The organism is Paenibacillus sp. FSL P4-0184 (assembly GCF_038004625.1).
Classification (GTDB): Bacteria; Bacillota; Bacilli; order Paenibacillales; family Paenibacillaceae; genus Paenibacillus_AQ.
Genome location: NZ_JBBORN010000001.1, coordinates 3,564,009 through 3,584,737 on the forward strand (window position 1 = coordinate 3,564,009; position 20,729 = coordinate 3,584,737).

Below are 20,729 nucleotides of genomic sequence, written 5' to 3' on the forward strand. Positions count from 1 at the left end.
ATGTCTCCACAATATTTCGAATTGTTTCCAAGTTGTAAACGGATCGAGACTTGGAGAAGAGAGGAGTTGGGACTTATACAGAATCATGATGATAGAGGGGAAACTGTACTTCAAACACGCTCCCAGTGGAGTCTGACCGTTTCAATTGTATGATTCCTCTTTGCTTCTCCAACCATTGCTGAACGAGAGCAAGTCCCAAGCCGCTTCCTTTCGTTTCTTTTGAACGCGCCTTGTTCGCGGTGTAGAAGGGTTCAAAGATTCGCTCCTGGGATTCGAAAGGAATGCCAATTCCCGTATCAATAATTTCTACCTTTGCGTGATTCTGTTCGGTATACAATCGAATATTGACGCTTCCACCGGGGAGGTTGTATTTGATCGCGTTGTCCAGTAAATTAACGAAGATGTGTATTAAACTCTCGCGTTCCGCCCATATGGTGGCAGGTACTGTGTGAAGCTGAAAGGTTAGTCCGAATTTGTCAGCCTTGCCTTGCATAAGAGAGACGAGCTCGTCCAGCACGATATCAAGTGACACGGCTTCAGCCTGATATTCGAATTCGTACTTCTCCAGTGAGGCAAGGCGCAGCGCGTTTTCCACTAGCTTGTGCAGTCTAGACGATTCCTTGCGAATGCTTTCCATCGCTTGCTGAAACAGTAAAGGATCATCTGGGTACAGTTCCAGTAGATCGGCATATGCAGTGATAGAAGTGAGAGGTGTCTTAAGTTCATGACTAATATTGTTAATGAATTGCTTCTGTTGCTGCTCCAATACTTGTAGCTTGTCTACGACAAGCGATAGCTTCGCTTTCTCCGTTTCTAACTTCTTCATACTCGATTCGATCTCACGGCTCATGCTATAAATGCCCTCGCTTAATTCGCCAAGTTCATCCTTACGGACTAGTGGTGCATGATCAATATACGCTCCTGCTTCAATGTTGTTCGCTGTCTGCTTGAGCAGAGTTATAGCTTTGGATTGTCGGTAGACATAGAGGAAGCCGAGCAGGAAGCTGGCGAGCAGAACGGTTGACCCGGATAGGAGGAACATTGTTCTTGTCTGCCGGTAAAAGGCGTGCAGCTCGCCCACGGGTCTCTGGAATTCGGCTACAGCGATCAGTTGTTCCTCGAACATGATGGGTGTGAAATAATATAGCACGTCCTGGACGTCCGAATAAGCAACCTTGCCCTGGAGTGCATACTGCAGCGCATCCGGCATAGTGGGGGAAGGAACGAGAGGCAGCGAATTCCCGATCTCGACACCGGTCTCATCGTACAGTCGGACGTGCAGTCCGTTGGATTGCCCCAAACGATTGGAGAGATCCATGCCACGATACTTCATGAATGCCTTCAAGCTGACCTGTTCCCCGGACAAGTAGCTCATCTTCACCGTCAATTCGGCGCGGTTCGTCATCTCCGCCATTTCACGCTCCAGTCCAGTACGTTGGTTGTGACGGATACTGCGTAGTACTAGCACACTAAGCACGCTCACCGTGAACAACAACAGGCCGGCGAGCAGCAGGGAGAACTTCCATCGTAAGCTCACCCTCATAAGGACTCCCGGGTGGCCTTGTAACCTACTCCGTATACGGTCTGGAGCAGACGTTGACCTTCGTCGCCCAGCTTACTGCGGATTCGCTGTATATGAATGTCGACAGTGCGCGTACCCCCGTCATAGTCGAGCCCCCAGACAAGATCTAGTAGTTCCTCGCGCATGTATACCCGTTCCGAATGGAGGACGAGCAGGTGTAGCAGCTCGAATTCTTTGGGCGTCAGCCCCACCTTCTCACCGGCCACCTGTACGTCACGATGTGACGGGTTTACTGTCACCGCACCAATCATAATTGAACTGTCGGAGGGAGCGTGTTCCGCACTTTTCTCGACTCGACGGTGCAGCGCTCTAACTCGGGCGACGAGCTCCCGAATATCGAACGGCTTGGTCATATAATCATCTGCACCCAGCTCTAGGCCTAGTACTTTGTCTACAATGTCGTTCTTGACCGTGAGCAATAGGATGCCAATCCCTCTCCGGTTCTCCAGCCGACGGCACACATCATAACCAGACAGCCCTGGCATCATAACGTCCAGTACGAACACTTGCGGCTGGAACGATTCGACGAGCCTAAGCGCGGCTTCGCCGTCAGCGGCCGTTTCGACCTGAAAGCCTTCCCGCCGCAGTGCATAGGCGATCGCTTTCACGATAGAGCATTCATCGTCTACGACAAGCACTCTTTTATCCATGCTGTTAATCCTTTCCACCTCGCTATTGTTGTATTGATACGCCTATTCTACATTTTGCGCGCAACAAAAGCGATCCAATTGGGAATTTGAAAGCAAACACCAGCTCAAACGTATTTGCCGAAATTCCAGTAAGCCTCCTGCTTCTGATGGCTACAAGTATCCTGCGCGTAAAAGTCTGCTTGTTTCTGTTGTGTTGTAAGTAGAATCTTGTGCGGATAGAGCCTCTTGGAGCTGGATAAACTAAAGGTAGACAGTTATCCCGCACGATGCAAGGAGCTTAGCAATGAGACATTCACAGAAGGCATGGGTATGGAGAAGTATCCCGGCACTAGCGACAGGGAGTCCTGTAGAAGCCTATGCATTAGCCAAAAAGACGGAAGATGAAATTGAATCTCAAGTGATCAAAGGAAGAAGCCGTAATCTCTTACCGCGTACCTGAAAGGGGTGGTGGAGGCGGCTTTTTGATGCGGTTAACCGGGGATATTTTCTGATTAGAGGTTAGAAATCATTGTGATAAGGGTAATAGACGACAAGAAAGATCAATAAGTACCTATTCATTTGCACAAGCAGAGAGGAGAACTTATCACATGAGTAATGTTGCATTTTTACTAGCTAATGATTTTGAAGATTCTGAGATGAAGGTCCCTTACGATGAAGTTATAAAGGCAGGACATCAAGCTGACATTATTGGTTTAAAGAAGGGTGAGACCTTACTAGGCAAAAAGAAGGAAGTCTCCTACGCAGCCGATAAAGCCATAGCTGACGTTCAAGCAGGTAATTATGACGCGATAGTAATTCCTGGAGGTTCTTCCCCAGAAAATTTACGGCAAAATGCAGATATTTTGAAGTTTGTGAAAGAAGCAAACGAAGCTGGTAAGCCTATCGCTTCTATTTGCCACGGACCCCAAATTCTGATCAGTGCAGACTTGCTTAAAGGACGTACCATCACCTGTTATCCTCCGTTGAAAGATGATGTTGTGAACGCTGGTGCGGAGTTTAAAGATGAAGAAGTGGTAGTTGATCGTAATTACATTACTTCGCGTACCCCGAAAGATGAGCCTGCCTTCGTTCGTGAAATATTGAAGGTCCTGCAATAGCAATTTATAACACTGAGTCTTATAATCTAAAGGAGGTAATGGTAATGACCAGAAAAATCCAAGCATATTTTAGAACGGAAAATGAAGCAGAAGGTGCTAAAATAGCATTGATTAGTTACAAGGTAGATGGCTTGGAGGTATGGCCACTCACAGACCCTATTGGGGAAGATCGTAGAATTCTGTTTCCGATAGCCCCGTTTAGTAATACGACGTTAGCCGCAGGTACAGTAGGGACGCTTGGAACGGGTAGCACTCCGGCAGCTGGAGCTATGTTGGCCCCTGGTGTTGCCGCCTCCGAAACGCGTGATGAGCCTGAGACCCATTATAGCGTGGATGAAGACCAGGTTAGTGCGGATGTAGCAGATGGAGAGCTCGAGGATGGGGATTTAAGTGAACTTCGTTATGTGATGGACCTAAGTGTTGCAGAAGAGAATTATAATGAGGTTGTGGAAACCCTTCGGGGCAAAGGAGCATTTGTAGAGCAATTCGATTAACAACAATCTATTAAAATAAACCGCTTTCATGAATGTAATATAATCGTAATATTACATACATGTTTCCTTAATATAGCGTGTTTATAATAAAGGCATGACCCCCTTTTTAATAATATATGATGATGGACCTGCAGCATTTGGCTGCAGGTCATTTTTTTTGTAACGGTTGAAGTTAAAGGTCAAAAGTTGAAAGTTGTCGAATTTTTTATTCAGCTTCGCATTTCCTGCCTTGACTTTAGCGCAGTAGTTCAGTAGAATTTAAAAATATACGATTTTATCATATGGTTTTGATGACGGGAACAAGTAATTCGAGGACCCACAACTCCAGAGAGGAATCCCCTGTAGATTCAGATGATATCCAGTACAATGGATGATCTATCGTTTCTGCTTGGCTGCAAGGATTCTGTTGATGAGCGAATGAATGACCTCCCCGAGAACGTACGGCGAAAGTGGGCAATGCATATTGCCGCTATCAGTAGCCGTTATGCGTAGGCGGGCGTTAACCGCTTTGAGCGGATTCAGAATGGTTCTGATCCGGAATGTGGGTGGTACCACGGGTGTATTATTGGTTATGATAATCCCTCGTCCCTGTTTTTTATAAACAGGGCGGGGGATTTTTTGTTTTGTTTAGCATGATGAAGTGATGAAGAGAGCAGATTTAGAGGGGTATTTTTTAGGAGGGATAGACTGTGGCTAAAGAAAGATTCGAGAAACCTACAGGAACGCAGGATGTGCTTCCGGGAGCTGTGGAGAAATGGCAGTATATTGAGGGGAAGGCTAGAGATTTATGCCGTCGTTTCAATTACCGTGAAATCCGTACACCGATGTTCGAGAATACGGGGTTATTCGAGCGTGGAGTAGGCGAAACAACGGATATTGTAGAAGGCGAGATGTACACGTTCAAGGATAAAGGCGATCGTGATCTGGCGCTGCGTCCAGAAGGAACGGCTGGTGTCGTTAGAGCTTATGTTCAGAACAAGCTTTACGGTGAACCTGATGTAAGTAAGCTGTATTATATCGGACCTATGTTCCGTTATGAGCGTCCACAGGCAGGTAGATATCGTCAATTCCATCAGTTTGGTATTGAGGCTTTTGGAGCTGTGGATCCGGCTATTGATGCGGAAGTAGTCTCCTTAGGCTATCAATTCTATAAGGATCTTGGCCTTAAGGATGTAAGAGTGGAAATCAATTCTGTCGGTAACGCACCTAGCCGTGCAGCTTATCGGGAGAAGCTATTGGGCTTCTTAAGACCAATGAAGGATACCCTTTGCAGTGACTGTCAGCGTCGTATTGAGCGTAATCCGCTTCGCGTGCTGGATTGTAAGGTAGATCAAGATAAATTTACAGATGCGCCTTCCATTTTGGATAGTCTGGACGAAGAGTGCACGACTCATTTTGAAAAGGTGAAGATGCACCTTGATATCATGGGTGTGGAATTCACCATTAACCCTCGCCTTGTAAGAGGACTGGATTATTACACGCATACAGCGTTTGAATATAAAGCAGCAGGTATTGGTACGATTGATACCGTGGGCGGCGGAGGCCGTTACAACGGTTTGGTTGAAGAAATTGGTGGACCGGATCAACCGGGTATTGGTTTTGGGATTGGACTTGAACGAATTCTCCTCATTTTGGAGGATCAGAAGGTAGAGCTGGAGACGGCGAAGCCACTGGATGTGTACTTCGTAGCTCTCGGTGAAGCAGCTGATATCGAAATCTCTAAGCAGCTATATATTCTGCGCAGCCAAGGGTTCTCAGCAGAACGTGACTACCTGGGCCGGAAAATGAAGGCACAGATGAAATCCGCAGACCGTATGTCGGCACGTTATACTGCGATTCTTGGCGAAGATGAGCTGAAGAATGGTGTAATTACCGTGAAGTCGATGAATACAGGGGAGCAGCGCACTGTGAAGCTGGATGAGCTGGGTCAGGCACTAGTTTAGACCATCTGACTAACGTCTTATGGTGACTGTATAGAGAAAGATTAAAAATGTATTTTTAACCATGAAGGGGAATGATAAATTATGCAAAGAAGTCATCAGTGTGGACAGTTAACACCAGAACATATTGGACAGACAGTAACCTTGAACGGATGGGTGCAGACTCGCCGCGACCTTGGGGGCGTACTATTTATTGATCTGCGTGACAGAAGCGGTATTGTGCAAGTTGTATTTAACCCAGACTACTCTGGCGAAGCCTTACAAATTGCTGATAAGGTTCGTAGTGAATACGTCCTGGCTGTTAAAGGTAAGGTTGTTAAACGTGATGAGGAAACCATTAACCGCAACCTGCCAACAGGTGAAATTGAAGTTCAAATTACGGACATTGAAGTGCTGAACGCAGCTAAGACACCTCCGTTCTTCATCGAAGATGGTGTGGAAGTAGACGAGTCTCTGCGTCTCAAATATCGCTATTTGGACCTTCGTCGTCCGGAGATGCAAAGAACCTTGTTGCTTCGCTCGAAAGCTTCTAAGATTTTCCGTGATTTCCTTGACAGTGAAGGATTCATCGACGTAGAAACACCGATCCTAACTAAGAGCTCACCGGAAGGCGCGCGTGATTATCTGGTACCAAGCCGTGTGCATGAAGGCGAATTCTTCGCATTGCCGCAATCTCCACAAATCTACAAGCAATTGTTGATGGTCGGCGGCGTTGAGCGCTATTACCAAATTGCTCGTTGTTTCCGTGATGAAGATTTGCGTGCTGACCGTCAGCCTGAATTCACTCAAGTCGACATTGAGACTTCATTCCTGTCACAAGATGAACTGCTTGGTATGATGGAGAAGCTGATGCAGCGTCTGTTCAAGGAAACTGTAGGAGCAGATATTGAGCTTCCGTTCCAACGGTTGACTTATGCTGATGCTATGGGCAAATACGGTTCTGACAAACCTGATCTGCGTTTTGGATTAGAGCTTGTAGAAATGAACGATATTGTTGCTACTAGCGGTGTTAAGGTATTCGCTTCTGTAATCGAAAAAGGCGGCGAAGTGAAATGTCTAAATGCTAAAGGCTGTGGCACTTGGACTCGTAAAGAAATCGATGACCTCGGACCTTATGCTGCTCGCTATGGCGCGAAAGGCTTGGCATGGATTCAAGTGAAAGACGGCGAATTCAAAGGGCCGATTGTGAAATTCTTCTCCGAAGAAGAAATTGCGGCTGTGAAGGAACGTACAGGCGCTGAAGAAGGCGACCTTCTCCTCTTCTCCGCTGATAATAAAAAGGTTGTAGCAGACGTTCTAGGCGCCCTTCGTGTTAAAATTGGACGTCAGCTCGGTCTGATTGACGATAACGTGTTCAAGTTCGCTTGGGTTACAGACTTCCCACTCCTTGGATATGACGAAGATCAGAAACGTTATGTAGCAGAACACCATCCGTTCACTCGTCCACGTGAAGAGGATCTGCATCTATTTGACACAGATCCAGGTGCGATCCGTGCACAAGCTTATGACATCGTTCTGAACGGTTATGAAGTAGGCGGAGGCTCCATGCGGATTTACAAACGCGAAGTACAGGAGAAGATGTTCGAAGCCCTTGGATTTACGAAAGAGGTTGCTTATGAGAAGTTCGGCTACCTGATGGATGCGTTCGAATATGGTACACCTCCACACGGTGGTATCGCTTTCGGTTTAGATCGTCTAGTTATGCTACTGTCCGGTCGTACAAATCTGCGTGAAACCATCGCATTCCCGAAAACGGCAAGTGCAACAGATCTACTTATGGATGCACCTTCGCCAGTAGATGGTTCACAATTGGAGCAGCTTCACATTAAGCTGGCGCTTAAACCGAAGAAAGAAAAAGAATAATTAACTAATCGAAGCGGGCGAGGCAGATTTCTGCTTCGCCAAATCTTTTGAAGGAGGCTGAACCTCATGCTACATCAGTTCTCACGCACGGAACTGGCGATCGGGCCGGAAGGTCTGGAAATAATGAAGAACAGCACGGTAGCGGTGCTAGGCATCGGCGGTGTTGGCGGTATGGCTGTTGAGGCTTTGGCGCGTACCGGCATCGGCAGACTGATTCTGATTGATAAGGATTCGGTAGACATTACTAATGTGAATCGGCAGATTCATGCACTCACCACCACGGTTGGGCAGAAAAAGGCTGAACTGATGGTAGACCGTGTTAAGCTGATTAATCCCGAATGCGAAGCGATTGCGCTCAACATGTTCTATACGGAAGAAACCTATGAGGAATTGTTCAAATTAAAACCTGACTATGTACTCGATGCTTCGGATACGATTATTTATAAGGTTCATTTGATCAAAGAATGTCTGTCCCGTGGAATTCCAATGATCTCAAGCATGGGCGCTGCCAACAAAATGGATCCTACAAGATTCCAGGTAGCGGACATTTCCAAGACAACTTATGACCCTATTGCGCGTGTCATTCGTCAGAAACTGCGTAAGGAAGGAATTAAGAAAGGCGTGAAGGTGGTTTTCTCTACGGAGCCGCCAATGAAGCCACGTCAGGATGTTACGGATAAGATCGTTCCGGAGAATGCGCCGGATCGACGTAAAGCGAAACAACCACCAGCTAGTAACGCCTTCGTTCCGCCGGTAGCAGGCCTGATCATGGTCAGTGTTGCCGTGCGTGATTTGCTTGAGGCTGGAGGCGTCAGCGTGTAAGTGAATCGCTGAGCTGAAGCTGTTTCAATTATAGCGGTAGTAGTAGTAGTAAAATGGACCAAAAGGGCGACCAGCTGAAATCCAGTTGCGTACGCCCTTTTGTTGTGGTTAACAGGCGGGTCTGCAAGATGCAGACCACAAATAGGCATAATAGTTGAACCGGGATGAACCGTTGATTATAAGCCTTATTATCCGGGTAAAATCCGCCTGCGGAACTTAATATCAGTGGAGGTTTTTGTACATGAAATCAAATTTTTGGCGAAATAGTGTAGGGCTTGCACCTGAGAATGACTGGAAACGGGAGTGGGCTGCAGGGATCCTTTCGTATTTTGCTTCGGTATACATTGTGATGGTGAATGCTGCCATTCTTCATGATGCGGGTATGCCGCTTAGACCAGCAATGGTGGCTACACTATTGACTGCCATTACAGGCTGTCTACTGATGGCCTTTGGTGGGAAGACACCGATCATCGTGGTACCAGGAATGGGGATAAACGCATTTTTCACATACACACTTGTACATTCTATGAATTTAGGTTGGAGAGAGGCGCTTACTGTAGTCGTAATAACCGGTGTGTTATTCGCTATCGTGGCCTTCACATCGCTCTATCGGATTCTAAGTGAGGCGATTCCTCAAAACCTACAGCATGCCATTACGGTCGGGATAGGGCTTTTTCTGACCTTTATAGGACTGCAAAAAAGCGGGATTGTGATTGCACATCAGACCACGTTTGTTGCTATAGGACATTTTAGCGATCCAGCAGTTATTACTTCCTGTGTAACCTTGTTACTCGCTTTAGTACTGTTTATCCGCGGGACCAACGGTGGTTTGCTTATAAGTATGCTGGTTGGTACAGGTCTAGCCTACTTGCTGGGAGCGGCTCACGCGCCTGATAAGCAGGCATCCGGTCATGTATTTACGGGTTATGAAAGCTTATTTCTGGGAATGGACTGGAGCGGCATAGTGAGCCTTGTGTTCTGGATTGCTGTTTTCTTACTGCTCTTAATTGTTGTATTTGAAAATATTGGGCTAGTCGCCTCACAGACTATGATGGCAGGGCGTCCTGAGCGCTTCAAGAGTAGCTTACGAGCACTCTCTATTGCCAATATCGCTGCAGGTCTCTTCGGAAGCAGTCCTGTAGTAGCCGCTGCGGAATCTAATGCAGGTATTGCTGCAGGTGGACGTTCGGGACTGACCTCACTCGTGGCAGGGCTGCTGTTCGGGGCGACATTCCTGTTCCTCCCTCTGCTCTCCTACATTCCAGACAGTGCTATCGCTCCGATCTTGATTGTAATCGGTGGGCTTATGGTACAGAATGTGCGTGAAATGGACTTGGGAGATTTAACAGAGCTCTTTCCTTCTTTCCTAATCATGGTCATGATTCCATTCACCTATAGCATCGTAGATGGTATGGCTTTTGGATTTATTACTTATCCGATCGTGAAGCTTGCGGTGGGCAAGGGCAAGGAAGTACCTCCTGCACTGTATGGGATTGCGGGTTTATTTGTAGCTAACTTTATTTTGCAAGCTGTGCTGTAGTCGTATGTTCGCTTGAAAGATTTGGTATTTTAGTGCTGATTATGCTACAATGGGTATCCTTTTTGCGTGAGAAGAGGGAATGAGGAGAATGAAAATTTAAGCTCGATAAACTTTTAGGAGGTAACTGAAATTGGAAGACAACTTTCAAAGTGCCTATCAAGAGGAAGAAGACAGGCTGAATCAAGCGCTTACTGAGATTGACACCTTACTGGAGAAACTTAACCAGACTCCGGTATACACGGGACATGATTATACGGAACAGGTGTTAGAAGCGAACCGTGATCAGAAGCGCAAAGATCTTGCCAAGCTTCGGCAGGAGCCTTATTTCGGACGGCTTGATTTTCAGGGCAATGATGAGAAGCAGCGAAAGGCACTCTATATAGGCAAAATCGGCGTAGACCGCGAGCAGGTAAGCGACCGTCCGCTAGTCATCGACTGGCGCGCACCGGTAGCAAGCCTGTTCTATTCGTTTACCGGTGGTACGGAGCCTGCCTCCTATGAAGCTCCTGAGGGGCTGATAGAAGGACTGGTATACCTCAAGCGCAACGTGGTGATCCGGAAGCAGATTCTGGAGCGGGTCGCAGATACGTATAACCGGGAGAGTGACGCACCTGTGGTGTCAGATGAGTTTCTCGTCTATCGCCTGGGTGAGAACAAAGATAATCGTCTCCGCGATATCGTATCGACCATTCAGGAGGAACAGGACAAGATTATCCGTGCCGCCAAAAATACAGCATTGATCATTCAGGGCGTAGCAGGAAGTGGTAAAACTACAGTTGCACTACACCGGTTAGCCTTTCTGCTGTATCAATACAAAGATCAGGTCTCTGCAGAAAAAATGATTATTTTTGCACCGAACCGGATGTTTCTGGATTATATTTCGGATGTACTGCCTGAACTTGGTGTAGGAAATATTGCCCAGAGCACTTTCCCGGATTGGGCTGCAAATGTACTAGGTCTGGAGCTTCCAGAGCAAGATGCTACGGAGACGATGAACCGTTGGTTCGAAACTCCGGGCGGCATGCCTGTGATTACAGAAGAGACACCTGGACGCTTCAAGGGTTCTACGGTGTTGATGGGAATAATAGAGTCCAGCATCAAGCTATTGGAAAGCAGCTCGGTACCTGAGGGTGATTTTATCCCATGGGAAGGTGCTGTACTGCGCCGCTCCATGATCTTGCGCTGGCATAATGAGGAGTACGCTCCTTATCCGCCAGCGAAGCGTAAGGAACGTGTAATGGCACGGATACATCGCTGGATTGAGATGGAGCTGAAGAAAAGTCCGTCAGCTGCAGCTATGAAGGATCGCAAGAAAAAAGGTGCTGCGCGAGAAAAAGCATACAGTGCAAAATGGCCTAAGTATGATCCACTGACGATCTACAAGCAAATCTTTCGTGCGGCTAAAGTCCCGGAAGATTGGCCGGTGGATCCACCTGAGAATATTCCAGCAGCTGTGCTGAAGGAAACGGCAAAAGAGCTGAAAAAAGGGATTATACGTGAAGAGGATTTACCACCGCTGTTGTATATTTATTATCTTTTGAATGGGAACGAAGGCGGCACTCGTTTTGATCATGTGGTGATCGATGAAGCCCAGGATTTCTCCCCCTTCCAAATTGCCGTGCTGGATTTATACGTGCGTGGACATTCCTTTACCATTCTAGGCGATCTGTCGCAGGGTATACACGCTTATAAAGGTGTTCACGCATGGGAAGAGATGCAGACCTTATTTGCCCCTGAGAACACGGCTTACCATGCGCTGACACGCAGCTATCGTTCAACCATGGAAATTATAGACTTCGCTAATGGAATTCTATCCTCGGGAGTAGAAAGTTCGTTGTTGGCTGTTCCTGTCTTTCGTAGTGGGGACCCTGTTCGGATGATCGCCTACGGTGAAATAGTCGGAGAACGGGAAGCTGAAGGAAATGCTCGTTTGAGCACTATACAATCGGCACTGAAGTCCCTGTCTGGAAGGGAATATCGTACGGTGGCTGTGCTGACACGTAGTCTACGTGAAGCCACAGAGCTGTACGCTGAACTGGAGCAGCATTTTGAAGATATTCATCTGATCGACGGTAGTATGACGCAATATCAGGGTGGATTATCGGTACTACCTGTGTATTTATCTAAAGGTTTGGAATTTGATGCGGTCATCTTAGCAGATGCCGATCAAGAACATTACGGAGCGACAGCATGGGATGCGAAGCTGATGTATGTAGGCTGTACACGAGCGCTTCACGAGCTGTGGTTACTCCATAATGGGGAAATACCTTCCTATGTGCAAACGGCGGCTGAAAGCGATTCTGAGGGGAGCTAAGACTGGTGGAGAACAGTTATAACTGTTTTTGAACTTGTAACTCCCCTACGGGTATGGCTTAATAATAAGTGTCCGGCCGGGCAAGAACACTTCTGGAAGGAGGCTGAGTGAGATGATTTCAGTATACGAGGTGGTTTCCGTCTAAGACGGAAACCCGCTTAAAGCGAGGAGGCCGTAAGGCCTCCTTATTTCAAAACATGAGATATATGTACCGATTATCAATTAGGATTACGAAATGTGAATTAGAATGTAGACGCTACCAAGAGGTTTTTATATAATGAAATTACGGATTTTTCCAAATATGAGGAGAAGAAAGGAGGCAGGTGACGTGGAAATTACTTTATCAGTAGTTGACGGACGCATAGGAACACACCTGTTGAAGGAGGAAATGCAAGTTGAGTTATGTAAATGGGAAGGATGTGCTCCCCCCTGGCTTGCTCAAAGAGCTTCAGGGATACATCCAAGGTGAACTGCTCTACATCCCGAAGAAAACGGAAGAGCGGGTTAGATGGGGCGAGAACAGCGGTTCGAGGAAAGAGATAGCAAACCGCAATGAGGAAATTTTCAGTTGTCATCGAAAAGGCGATTCCGTAGCAGAGCTTCAGAAGAAGTATCATCTGTCGGAAGAGAGCATTCGGAAAATAATATCAAAAATGCGGCTGGCAATAAATTGCTAGCGTACAATTCAAGCATAAACGCCTTTGGCGTCCCTATAAGGACGGTAAGCGTTTATGCGAGAAATAATAAGGATAAAGTATAGCGTGGAACCTATACTTTCGTATATTTTGAAAAAAGAGCATGGCTCCCGCCTTTCTAAGACGAGATCATGCTCTTTTTATTTTTTTGTGAAAAATAAGTCTATGGTATGATAATGGGAGATGTACATTGGCTTTTATAAGAATATAGCAAGGAAGTGGAGTTATGGATTTATTTTCTATGGGAGAGGACAACGGGAGCGGACGGTTGCTTGCGGACCGAATGAGACCGGAGAATCTGGATGAATATATTGGTCAAGAACATATCATAGGCCGGGGAAAGCTGTTGCGAAGAGCGATCGAGGCAGACCAGGTCTCTTCGATTTTGCTTTATGGACCTCCTGGATGTGGCAAAACAACATTAGCTCATATCATTTCTCATCACACACAAGGTGAATTCGTACGCCTGAATGCGGTGGAGGCTTCTGTGAAGGATGTACGGGAGGTCATTGAACGAGCTCAAAATAATAAAACACTTTACGGTTCTAAGACGATTCTTTTTCTGGACGAGGTGCATCGGTTTAACAGTTCACGTCAGGACGCGCTATTGCCAGCAGTAGAAAAAGGTACCATTACATTTATTGGCGCAACTACGGAGAATCCGTTCCATTACGTTAACGGAGCACTTATGAGCCGTTCTACCTTGTTTCAGCTAGAGGCGCTAACGAGTGAACACAGTCTGGTCGCGATGCGCAGAGCTTTAGCAGACAAGGATAGAGGGCTTGGATTCATGGAGCTTCAGGTCGATGAAGAAGCATTGCTGCATATTGCTACCATGGCTAATGGAGATATCAGGCGGGCTTTAAATGCTCTGGAACTAGCAGCGTTAACTACTGCTCCGGAGGTAGACGGGAGTGTGCATATCACGCTGGAGGTGGCGGAAGAGTCGATTCGGCGCCCCATTGTGAAGGCAGATGAATCGACGCAGTATGATGTTCTATCTGCTTTTCACAAAAGCATTCGAGGTTCTAGTGATGCTGCCTTGTTCTGGTTTCTGTATGCGGTAGAGAAATTGGGGATGGACCCAATGACTTTTATTCGTCGACTAATTGCAGCGAGCAGTGAGGATATTGGCTTAGCTAATCCCCAGGCTATGGTCCAAGCGGTGAGTGCGCTTGAAGCCTATAGGAATAACGGTTGGCCAGAAGCGAAGCTGAACATTGCGCAAGCCATTCTTTTCGCGGTGGAGAGTCCGAAGTCTAATGCCGTCTATACTGCTATTTCAAATGCAATGGCGAGTATGGATGAGATTAAATCCGCTGAGGTACCGCTACATTTACGTGATACACACTATAAAGGTGCTACTGCACTAGGGCATGAAGGGTATCAATATCCGCACAATTTTCCGGGGCATTATGTGAAACAGGAGTATCTGCCTAAGGAGATTTCTCAGCGTGTCTTTTATCAAGCGACCGAGCAAGGGAATGAAATTAAAATCCGTCACAACCAACGACTCCGACGAGAACAATAGTCCACCAGTGACTGTAGTATCTTCCATTTTAATGCTAATAAGCAAATAAATTTAATGTAACACAAAAAAATATTTATTCCAAAAAAAGGCGGCCTAGAGCCGTTTTTTTGTTGTCTGCGTTACTTTTAATCACATGAACGAATTTTTTTTATAGGAAAAGATTGATAATTTACCATAAGTTAATTAAAATGAACTACAAAGTTACGGAGAAACAAGTTTTAATTCCGATGGAAGTACTTGTACTATTCTTAATGGTGTTAATAATCATAACAGTCAATGTTTGATATGTTTCATGAAAAGAATGCTGTTATATCAAAATTTACATAATATTTCATTGGGTAAATTTTGAAACTTTTGCCGTTAGGGGGATTAATTTGAGCGAAGAATTACTAGAAATCAAGAATTTGTCCACATCGTTCAGAATCGTAGATGACTATTATGCTGCAGTAGACGATGTTACCCTGTCCGTTCGCAAAAATGAGATTCTTGCCATTGTTGGAGAATCCGGCTCAGGAAAAAGTGCGCTCGCCTTTTCAATTATGGGATTGCACACAAGGGCCAAAATAGACGGAGAAATCAAATACAAAGGTCAGGATATCGTTACTATGTCTCCTGCTGCACTCAACAAGCTGCGCGGTCAAGAAATGTCTATGATTTTTCAAGATCCTTTATCCGCATTAAATCCACTCATGATTATCGGTTCACAGATTGAAGAAGTACTCATCCTACATGATTCCAAGCTTTCGAAGAAGCAAAGAAAAGAGAAGGTCATTGATCTTTTGACCAAGGTTGGAATCTCCCGTCCCGAACATACATATCAGCAGTACCCCCACGAATTATCTGGTGGAATGAGGCAGAGGGTTGTGATTGCTATTGCGATTGCCAACGGCCCCAAGCTTTTGATCGCCGATGAGCCGACTACGGCACTAGATGTAACCATCCAATTGCAAATTCTTGAACTTATAAAAAAATTAAAAAACGATATGCAAGCAGGCATTATCTTAATTACCCATGATCTAGGGGTTGTCAGTGAAATGGCTGATCGGGTTGCGGTAATGTACGCCGGGCAAATCGTAGAAATCGCAGATATTTATACATTAACGTCTAATCCGAAGCATCCGTATACAAGATCCTTGTTGAACTCCATTCCAACCGTTAAAGAAGAGAAGTCTAGACTTCATGTGATTCAGGGAATTGTCCCACCATTACAGAATCTTCCGCGTAAAGGATGTCGTTTCGCGGCCCGAACACCTTGGATTCCGGAATGGGAACATGAGGAAAATCCGCAGCTGCATGAAGTAGCCCCAGGGCATTTTGTTCGCTGCACCTGCCATAATAACTTTCATTTCCCGGATACTAACGAGGAGGCAATCTACAATGGGACTTCTTGAGGTTAAAAATTTAGCAGTTCATTTTCCAATCCACGGCGGCGTTTTTCGAAGGGGAATTGGCGTAGTCAAGGCAGTTGATAATGTTAGTTTTACTATTGAAGCAGGCAAAACTTACGGTTTGGTTGGTGAATCCGGATCAGGTAAGACGACTACTGGTCGTGGAATCATTGGACTCAATTCTATTACTAGCGGCAGTGTGATTTTTGAAGGACAGGATTTGGCTTCAAAGGGTGTACGTAAGCAAAAAAATATTCGCAAGGACATTCAGATGATCTTTCAGGATCCGTACTCTTCCTTGAATCCTAAGAAACGTGTGCTGGATATTATTGCTGAACCCTTACGTAATTTCGAAAAGATGTCTCCGGGCGAAGAAAAAAGACGTGTGCAGGAATTGCTTTTGCAGGTTGGATTAAGTCCTGAAAATATTCTTAAATATCCGCATGAATTCTCTGGCGGTCAGCGGCAGCGGATCGGTATTGCAAGAGCTATTGCGCTCAAACCGAAGTTGATTATTGCAGATGAACCTGTCTCTGCGCTGGATGTTTCCGTACAGGCACAGGTGCTCAATTTTATGCAGGATATTCAAAAAGAACTGAATCTTACGTTTCTGTTCATCAGTCATGATCTCGGAATCATTAGGCATATGTGTGATCACATTGGGATTATGTATAAAGGACGTCATGTGGAGCAAGGGACTGCTAAAGATATTTTTGACAATCCTCGCCATATTTATACCAAACGTCTAATTGCTGCCATTCCTGATATTGATCCTAAGCAAAGAGAGAAGCAGACGGAGTTTAGAAAATCAGTAAGTCTGGAATATGAACAAGCGCACCGGAATTATTTTGATGAACAAGGCATGCCTTATCCATTGAAATCCATTTCCGAGACTCATCTGGTAGCCTTGCCTGAGAAAGGTTGAGAATATGTGGAAGATTATTGTTCGTAGAATTCTTATTATGATTCCTCAAATATTTCTATTAAGTATTCTTGTTTTTCTAATGGCGAAGGCGATGCCGGGAGATGCGTTATCAGGGATGCTTGATCCAAATATTGATCCTGCGGCCATCGATGCGATGAGAGAAAAACTAGGCTTAAATGATCCGTGGTACATCCAGTACTGGGATTGGATCACTAAAGCGATTCAAGGTGATTTTGGTCAATCCTTCCGTTTCAAAATGCCTGTATCAGAGCTTATCGGTCAACGCCTCATGAATACACTTTGGCTGGCGATTGTCACGCTGATCCTTACATACCTTATTGCTATTCCACTTGGTATTACTAGTGGTCGTTATAACGATTCATGGCTGGATCGCCTCATTACTGGATACACCTATATTGGCTTTGCCGCACCATTGTTTATTTTCGCTCTCTTAATGGTATGGCTCTTCGGATTTCATCTTCATTGGTTTCCTACTAGCGGCAGTGTTAGTCCTGGGGAAGTTCCGGGTACGCTAAGCCACTTCTGGAGTAAGTTATACCATTTGCTACTCCCTGCTTTATCAATGGCACTGATTGCAACGGTAGGAACGGTACAATATTTGCGGAATGAGATCATTGATACGAAACAAAAGGATTTCATCCTCACGGCAAGAGCAAAAGGTGCTTCAGAGTCGCGCGTCTATAATCGACATATATTGAGAAATTCCTTACTGCCAATTGCTGCATTTTTCGGATATGAGATTACTGGACTGATCGGCGGAACGGTGTTCGTTGAAAGTATCTTCAGCTATCCGGGTATGGGTATGCTGTTCCTCAGCTCGATAACGATCCGGGATTTCAGCGTAGTAACGGCCCTAGTTCTTCTGTATGGGGTTGCTGCCATCGTCGGTGCGTTGTTATCAGACATTATCTTAAGTATCGTAGATCCGCGTATCCGGATTAAATAAGAAGATGAACACTTTGAGGTGAATGAAATGGCAAAGACAAGCGCAGAGATAGCTCTGCTGCAGGAAACAGATAAAAGTCCATCAGGCTTCAGAATTGTTTGGCGAGAGATTATCCGGGATAAATTGGCTTTGGTCTCACTGGTTTTCCTATTTGCGATTATCGCCGCTGTTTATGGGATTTCCTTATTTTTAGATCAAAAAGAAATTGTTACGGTTGACTTGTTCGCCCTTTATGAGAAGCCTTCGGCTGTACACTGGCTAGGGACCGATTATGGAGGACGGGATGTATTCGGTCAATTAATTATAGGCACACGAAATTCCATGTCGATTGCTTTTATGGTTACTTTTTTTACGGGAGTCATCGGTATTCTAGTAGGTTTGATCTCAGGTTACTTTGGTGGAACGATAGATAATATTTCGATGCGTGTTGTAGATTTCTTCATGATTTTGCCTTTTATAATGATTGTTATAGCTTTTGTGAGTGCAGTTCCTAAATACAATACGCTAACCTTCTCCTTTATCATGACTGCCTTTCTATGGATGGGGATTGCCAGGTTAATTCGTTCCAAGACGTTACAAGAGAAGGAACTGGATTACGTTCAGGCATCTAAGACCCTAGGTTCCTCCAATCTGAAAATAATGTTCACACAAGTGCTGCCGAACTTAAGCTCAATCATTATCGTCACGATGACTTTAAATTTGGCAGCTAATATTGGATTGGAATCAGGCCTATCCTTTCTAGGTTTTGGTTTTCCAGAAAGTACACCCAGTCTGGGTACTCTTGTAAGCTATGCGAGAAATCCGCAAACGCTTGAGTTCAGATGGTGGATCTGGTTACCCGCATCACTGCTGATCTTGGTACTGATGTTGAGTATAAATAATGTGGGTCAAGCGCTCAAACGTGCGACCGACGCAAGACAAAGAAAAGGATAATAAGGGAGGAAATGATTAAATGAGAAAAGCCATTCGTTCAAAAGCTTTACTAGTTTCATTAATGTTAGTAATGTTGTTCGCTCTTGCGGCTTGCGGCTCCAAGAACAACAACGGAGCGGCTGAGTCAACAGCAGCACCAAGTGCCAGTGCTCCTGCGGAAACCGCAGAAGCGACGGCAGCACCTGAAGCAGAAGACGGACTTTATAACATTAAAGATTTCAGTAACATTAAGACTAATCAAGGTGAAGCTATTGATGGTGGAACAATTACTTTTGGACTCGTTTCCGACAGTCCGTTTGAAGGTACCTTGAACTTGAACTTCTATTCTGGAGCTCCAGATGCTGAAGTGCTGAATTGGTTCGATGAAGGCTTGTTAACTTGGGACAAAGACTATGTGTACACGAATGATGGTGCAGCAACTTATGAAGTAGCAGAAGATGGACGGACCTTTACCTTTACGATTCGCGACAATGTGAACTGGCAGGATGGAAAGCCAGTGACAGCAGAAGATTGGCTGTTCGCGCATGAGGTTATTGGTAATCCGAAATATGATGGTCCACGTTACGGTTCTGACTTTACGAATATTGAAGGTATGGAAGAATACCACTCCGGAAAAGCAAAGACTATTTCTGGTATTAAAGTTCTGGGTGAGAAGAAGCTGCAAATTACTTATCTTAAATCTTCCCCTTCGCTGTTAACGGGTGGCATATGGATTTATCCATTAGCTAAACATATCTTTGGTGGTATGGATGTTGCCAAAATCTCCTCATCCCCTGAAGTTCGTCAAAAGCCAATTGGCTTCGGAGCTTTTAAAGTGGAAAGTATCGTTCCTGGTGAGTCTGTAGTATTCGTTAAGAATGAAGATTACTGGCGCGGCGCACCTAAATTGGATAAAGTAATTTTGAAGGTAATCAACCCTACGACTGTTGTGCAAGAACTGAAGTCTGGTGGAGTTGACTTGGTGGATGCCTTCCCTATCGATCAATTCCCAGATAATGCAAAAATGTCAAATGTCGAGTATCTCGGTGCTGTTGACCGTGCATATACGTATATTGGATTTAAGCTAGGTAAATGGGATGCAGAGAAAAAAGTCGTTGCTACCGATCCTAAAGCTAAAATGGCGGATGTGAACCTGCGTAAAGCTATGTGGGCTGCTGTAGACAATGATACAGTGGGTAAGAAATTCTATAGTGGTCTTCGCTGGAATGCTACAACTTTAATTCCACCTTCTCATCCGGAATTCCATGATGCTTCTAATCCAGGTGTACCTTATGATCCAGAAGCTGCTAAGAAGATCTTGGATGACGCTGGTTACAAACTTAACGGTGAATTTAGAACGAATCCGGATGGCAGTGAGCTGAAAATTAATTTCATCTCGATGACAGGATCGGACATTGCAGAACCATTAGCTCAATATTATGTACAATCCTGGAAAGCGATTGGTCTGAATGTGAATTTGGAGATGGTAGAATTTAATACGTTCTATGATCGTGTTGGACAAAATGGTGAGGATGATCCTTCTGTGGATGTTTACCAAGGTGCTTGGACTGTAGGGATTGATGTTGACCCAACAGGTCTTTATGGTAAAGACGCGATCTTTAACTTCCCGCGTTACTCAAGTGCAGAGAATGATCGTTTGCTCACCGAAGGAGTCTCCGAGGATGCATTCGATGTAAATAAACGTAAAGAGATCTATAAAGAATGGCAACAGTTTATGGTTAACGAGATTCCTGTATTCCCTACGCTTTATCGTGCGGCCCTAGTTCCGGTCAACAACCGTATACTGAATTATGGAATAGGTGATGGAACAGGACTTTACTATAATGACATAGCAGTTTCTGCGGATAAAGCTGCAGTAGCTCAGTAAATAGAAACAACACAGAACAGCAGTTCAGGGAGAGCTTCCTGAACTGCTATTTGTTTGATTCTATTTGAATCGCTCATTTGGTTAATATTCGCTTCAAAGTCGGTTAGTTGTATTTCATGCA

The 20,729-nt window shown here is 45.2% G+C and carries 18 protein-coding genes; 16 read left to right on the forward strand and 2 right to left on the reverse strand.

Going from position 1 to position 20,729, the window contains the following annotated elements; translation table 11 throughout:
* Positions 1 to 73 precede the first annotated feature (73 nt).
* Positions 74 to 1,537, reverse strand: a complete 1,464-nt coding sequence (locus MKY52_RS15555) for a sensor histidine kinase (protein WP_341052178.1) — start codon at positions 1,535 to 1,537, stop codon at positions 74 to 76.
* Positions 1,538 to 1,539: 2 nt separating this feature from the next.
* Positions 1,540 to 2,232, reverse strand: coding sequence for a response regulator transcription factor (locus MKY52_RS15560; RefSeq protein ID WP_341052180.1), 693 nt, complete (start codon positions 2,230 to 2,232; stop codon positions 1,540 to 1,542).
* Positions 2,233 to 2,515: 283 nt separating this feature from the next.
* On the opposite strand from MKY52_RS15560, the gene MKY52_RS15565 reads away from it, so the two are divergent.
* The 16 genes from MKY52_RS15565 to MKY52_RS15640 all read left to right on the forward strand — a co-directional run bounded on the left by MKY52_RS15565 (position 2,516) and on the right by MKY52_RS15640 (position 20,608).
* Positions 2,516 to 2,671: a hypothetical protein gene (locus MKY52_RS15565; protein WP_179085778.1), complete on the forward strand. Its 156-nt coding sequence runs from the start codon at positions 2,516 to 2,518 to the stop codon at positions 2,669 to 2,671.
* A gap of 148 nt (positions 2,672 to 2,819) precedes the next feature.
* Positions 2,820 to 3,329 (forward strand): type 1 glutamine amidotransferase domain-containing protein, encoded by a 510-nt coding sequence (locus MKY52_RS15570; protein ID WP_076284837.1) that lies wholly within the window; start codon positions 2,820 to 2,822, stop codon positions 3,327 to 3,329.
* Positions 3,330 to 3,373: 44 nt separating this feature from the next.
* On the forward strand, positions 3,374 to 3,823 hold the full coding sequence (locus tag MKY52_RS15575) for a hypothetical protein (protein WP_042191093.1): 450 nt from the start codon (positions 3,374 to 3,376) through the stop codon (positions 3,821 to 3,823).
* A 366-nt stretch (positions 3,824 to 4,189) separates the two neighbouring features.
* Positions 4,190 to 4,315, forward strand: coding sequence for a hypothetical protein (locus MKY52_RS15580; RefSeq protein WP_256990000.1), 126 nt, complete (start codon positions 4,190 to 4,192; stop codon positions 4,313 to 4,315).
* Positions 4,316 to 4,512: 197 nt separating this feature from the next.
* On the forward strand, positions 4,513 to 5,766 hold the full coding sequence (gene hisS, locus MKY52_RS15585) for a histidine--tRNA ligase (protein ID WP_341052181.1): 1,254 nt from the start codon (positions 4,513 to 4,515) through the stop codon (positions 5,764 to 5,766).
* 81 nt (positions 5,767 to 5,847) lie between these two features.
* Positions 5,848 to 7,626, forward strand: coding sequence for an aspartate--tRNA ligase (aspS, locus tag MKY52_RS15590; protein WP_042191089.1), 1,779 nt, complete (start codon positions 5,848 to 5,850; stop codon positions 7,624 to 7,626).
* A gap of 66 nt (positions 7,627 to 7,692) precedes the next feature.
* Entirely contained in the window at positions 7,693 to 8,448 is a 756-nt protein-coding gene (locus tag MKY52_RS15595) for a tRNA threonylcarbamoyladenosine dehydratase (protein ID WP_060621914.1), read from the forward strand.
* A gap of 241 nt (positions 8,449 to 8,689) precedes the next feature.
* Positions 8,690 to 9,988 carry an NCS2 family permease gene (locus tag MKY52_RS15600; RefSeq protein WP_341052183.1) on the forward strand — a complete coding sequence of 433 codons (1,299 nt, stop codon included), beginning with the start codon at positions 8,690 to 8,692 and terminating at the stop codon, positions 9,986 to 9,988.
* Positions 9,989 to 10,118: 130 nt separating this feature from the next.
* Positions 10,119 to 12,302, forward strand: coding sequence for a HelD family protein (locus tag MKY52_RS15605; RefSeq protein ID WP_341052184.1), 2,184 nt, complete (start codon positions 10,119 to 10,121; stop codon positions 12,300 to 12,302).
* Positions 12,303 to 12,697: 395 nt separating this feature from the next.
* On the forward strand, positions 12,698 to 12,979 hold the full coding sequence (locus tag MKY52_RS15610) for a CD3324 family protein (protein WP_042191081.1): 282 nt from the start codon (positions 12,698 to 12,700) through the stop codon (positions 12,977 to 12,979).
* Positions 12,980 to 13,223: 244 nt separating this feature from the next.
* Entirely contained in the window at positions 13,224 to 14,528 is a 1,305-nt protein-coding gene (locus MKY52_RS15615) for a replication-associated recombination protein A (protein ID WP_076284834.1), read from the forward strand.
* Positions 14,529 to 14,902: 374 nt separating this feature from the next.
* The gene (locus MKY52_RS15620) at positions 14,903 to 15,919 is read left to right on the forward strand and encodes an ABC transporter ATP-binding protein (RefSeq protein WP_076284833.1); all 1,017 of its coding nucleotides are present in this window, start codon (positions 14,903 to 14,905) and stop codon (positions 15,917 to 15,919) included.
* Complete coding sequence (locus MKY52_RS15625) at positions 15,906 to 16,841, forward strand: ABC transporter ATP-binding protein (protein WP_341052185.1); 936 nt, start codon at positions 15,906 to 15,908, stop codon at positions 16,839 to 16,841. Before MKY52_RS15620 ends, MKY52_RS15625 begins: the two co-directional genes overlap by 14 nt.
* Positions 16,842 to 16,845: 4 nt before the next feature.
* A complete protein-coding gene (opp4B, locus tag MKY52_RS15630; protein WP_076284831.1) occupies positions 16,846 to 17,808 on the forward strand; it encodes an oligopeptide ABC transporter permease in 963 nt (320 codons plus the stop codon).
* Between the two features lie 27 nt (positions 17,809 to 17,835).
* Positions 17,836 to 18,741: an ABC transporter permease gene (locus MKY52_RS15635; protein WP_076284830.1), complete on the forward strand. Its 906-nt coding sequence runs from the start codon at positions 17,836 to 17,838 to the stop codon at positions 18,739 to 18,741.
* 19 nt (positions 18,742 to 18,760) lie between these two features.
* Positions 18,761 to 20,608, forward strand: a complete 1,848-nt coding sequence (locus MKY52_RS15640; protein WP_341052187.1) for an oligopeptide ABC transporter substrate-binding protein — start codon at positions 18,761 to 18,763, stop codon at positions 20,606 to 20,608.
* The last annotated feature ends 121 nt before the right edge of the window (positions 20,609 to 20,729 follow it).

Excerpts from the sequence above, each read along its gene's own strand:
- MKY52_RS15560 (WP_341052180.1), bottom strand. The coding sequence starts at position 2,232 with ATGGATAAAAGAGTGCTTGTCGTAGACGATGAATGCTCTATCGTGAAA.
- MKY52_RS15565 (WP_179085778.1), top strand. The coding sequence starts at position 2,516 with ATGAGACATTCACAGAAGGCATGGGTATGGAGAAGTATCCCGGCACTA.
- MKY52_RS15570 (WP_076284837.1), top strand. The coding sequence starts at position 2,820 with ATGAGTAATGTTGCATTTTTACTAGCTAATGATTTTGAAGATTCTGAG.
- MKY52_RS15575 (WP_042191093.1), top strand. The coding sequence starts at position 3,374 with ATGACCAGAAAAATCCAAGCATATTTTAGAACGGAAAATGAAGCAGAA.
- MKY52_RS15580 (WP_256990000.1), top strand. The coding sequence starts at position 4,190 with ATGGATGATCTATCGTTTCTGCTTGGCTGCAAGGATTCTGTTGATGAG.
- aspS (WP_042191089.1), top strand. The coding sequence starts at position 5,848 with ATGCAAAGAAGTCATCAGTGTGGACAGTTAACACCAGAACATATTGGA.
- MKY52_RS15595 (WP_060621914.1), top strand. The coding sequence starts at position 7,693 with ATGCTACATCAGTTCTCACGCACGGAACTGGCGATCGGGCCGGAAGGT.
- MKY52_RS15600 (WP_341052183.1), top strand. The coding sequence starts at position 8,690 with ATGAAATCAAATTTTTGGCGAAATAGTGTAGGGCTTGCACCTGAGAAT.
- MKY52_RS15615 (WP_076284834.1), top strand. The coding sequence starts at position 13,224 with ATGGATTTATTTTCTATGGGAGAGGACAACGGGAGCGGACGGTTGCTT.
- MKY52_RS15625 (WP_341052185.1), top strand. The coding sequence starts at position 15,906 with ATGGGACTTCTTGAGGTTAAAAATTTAGCAGTTCATTTTCCAATCCAC.
- opp4B (WP_076284831.1), top strand. The coding sequence starts at position 16,846 with ATGTGGAAGATTATTGTTCGTAGAATTCTTATTATGATTCCTCAAATA.
- MKY52_RS15635 (WP_076284830.1), top strand. The coding sequence starts at position 17,836 with ATGGCAAAGACAAGCGCAGAGATAGCTCTGCTGCAGGAAACAGATAAA.
- MKY52_RS15640 (WP_341052187.1), top strand. The coding sequence starts at position 18,761 with ATGAGAAAAGCCATTCGTTCAAAAGCTTTACTAGTTTCATTAATGTTA.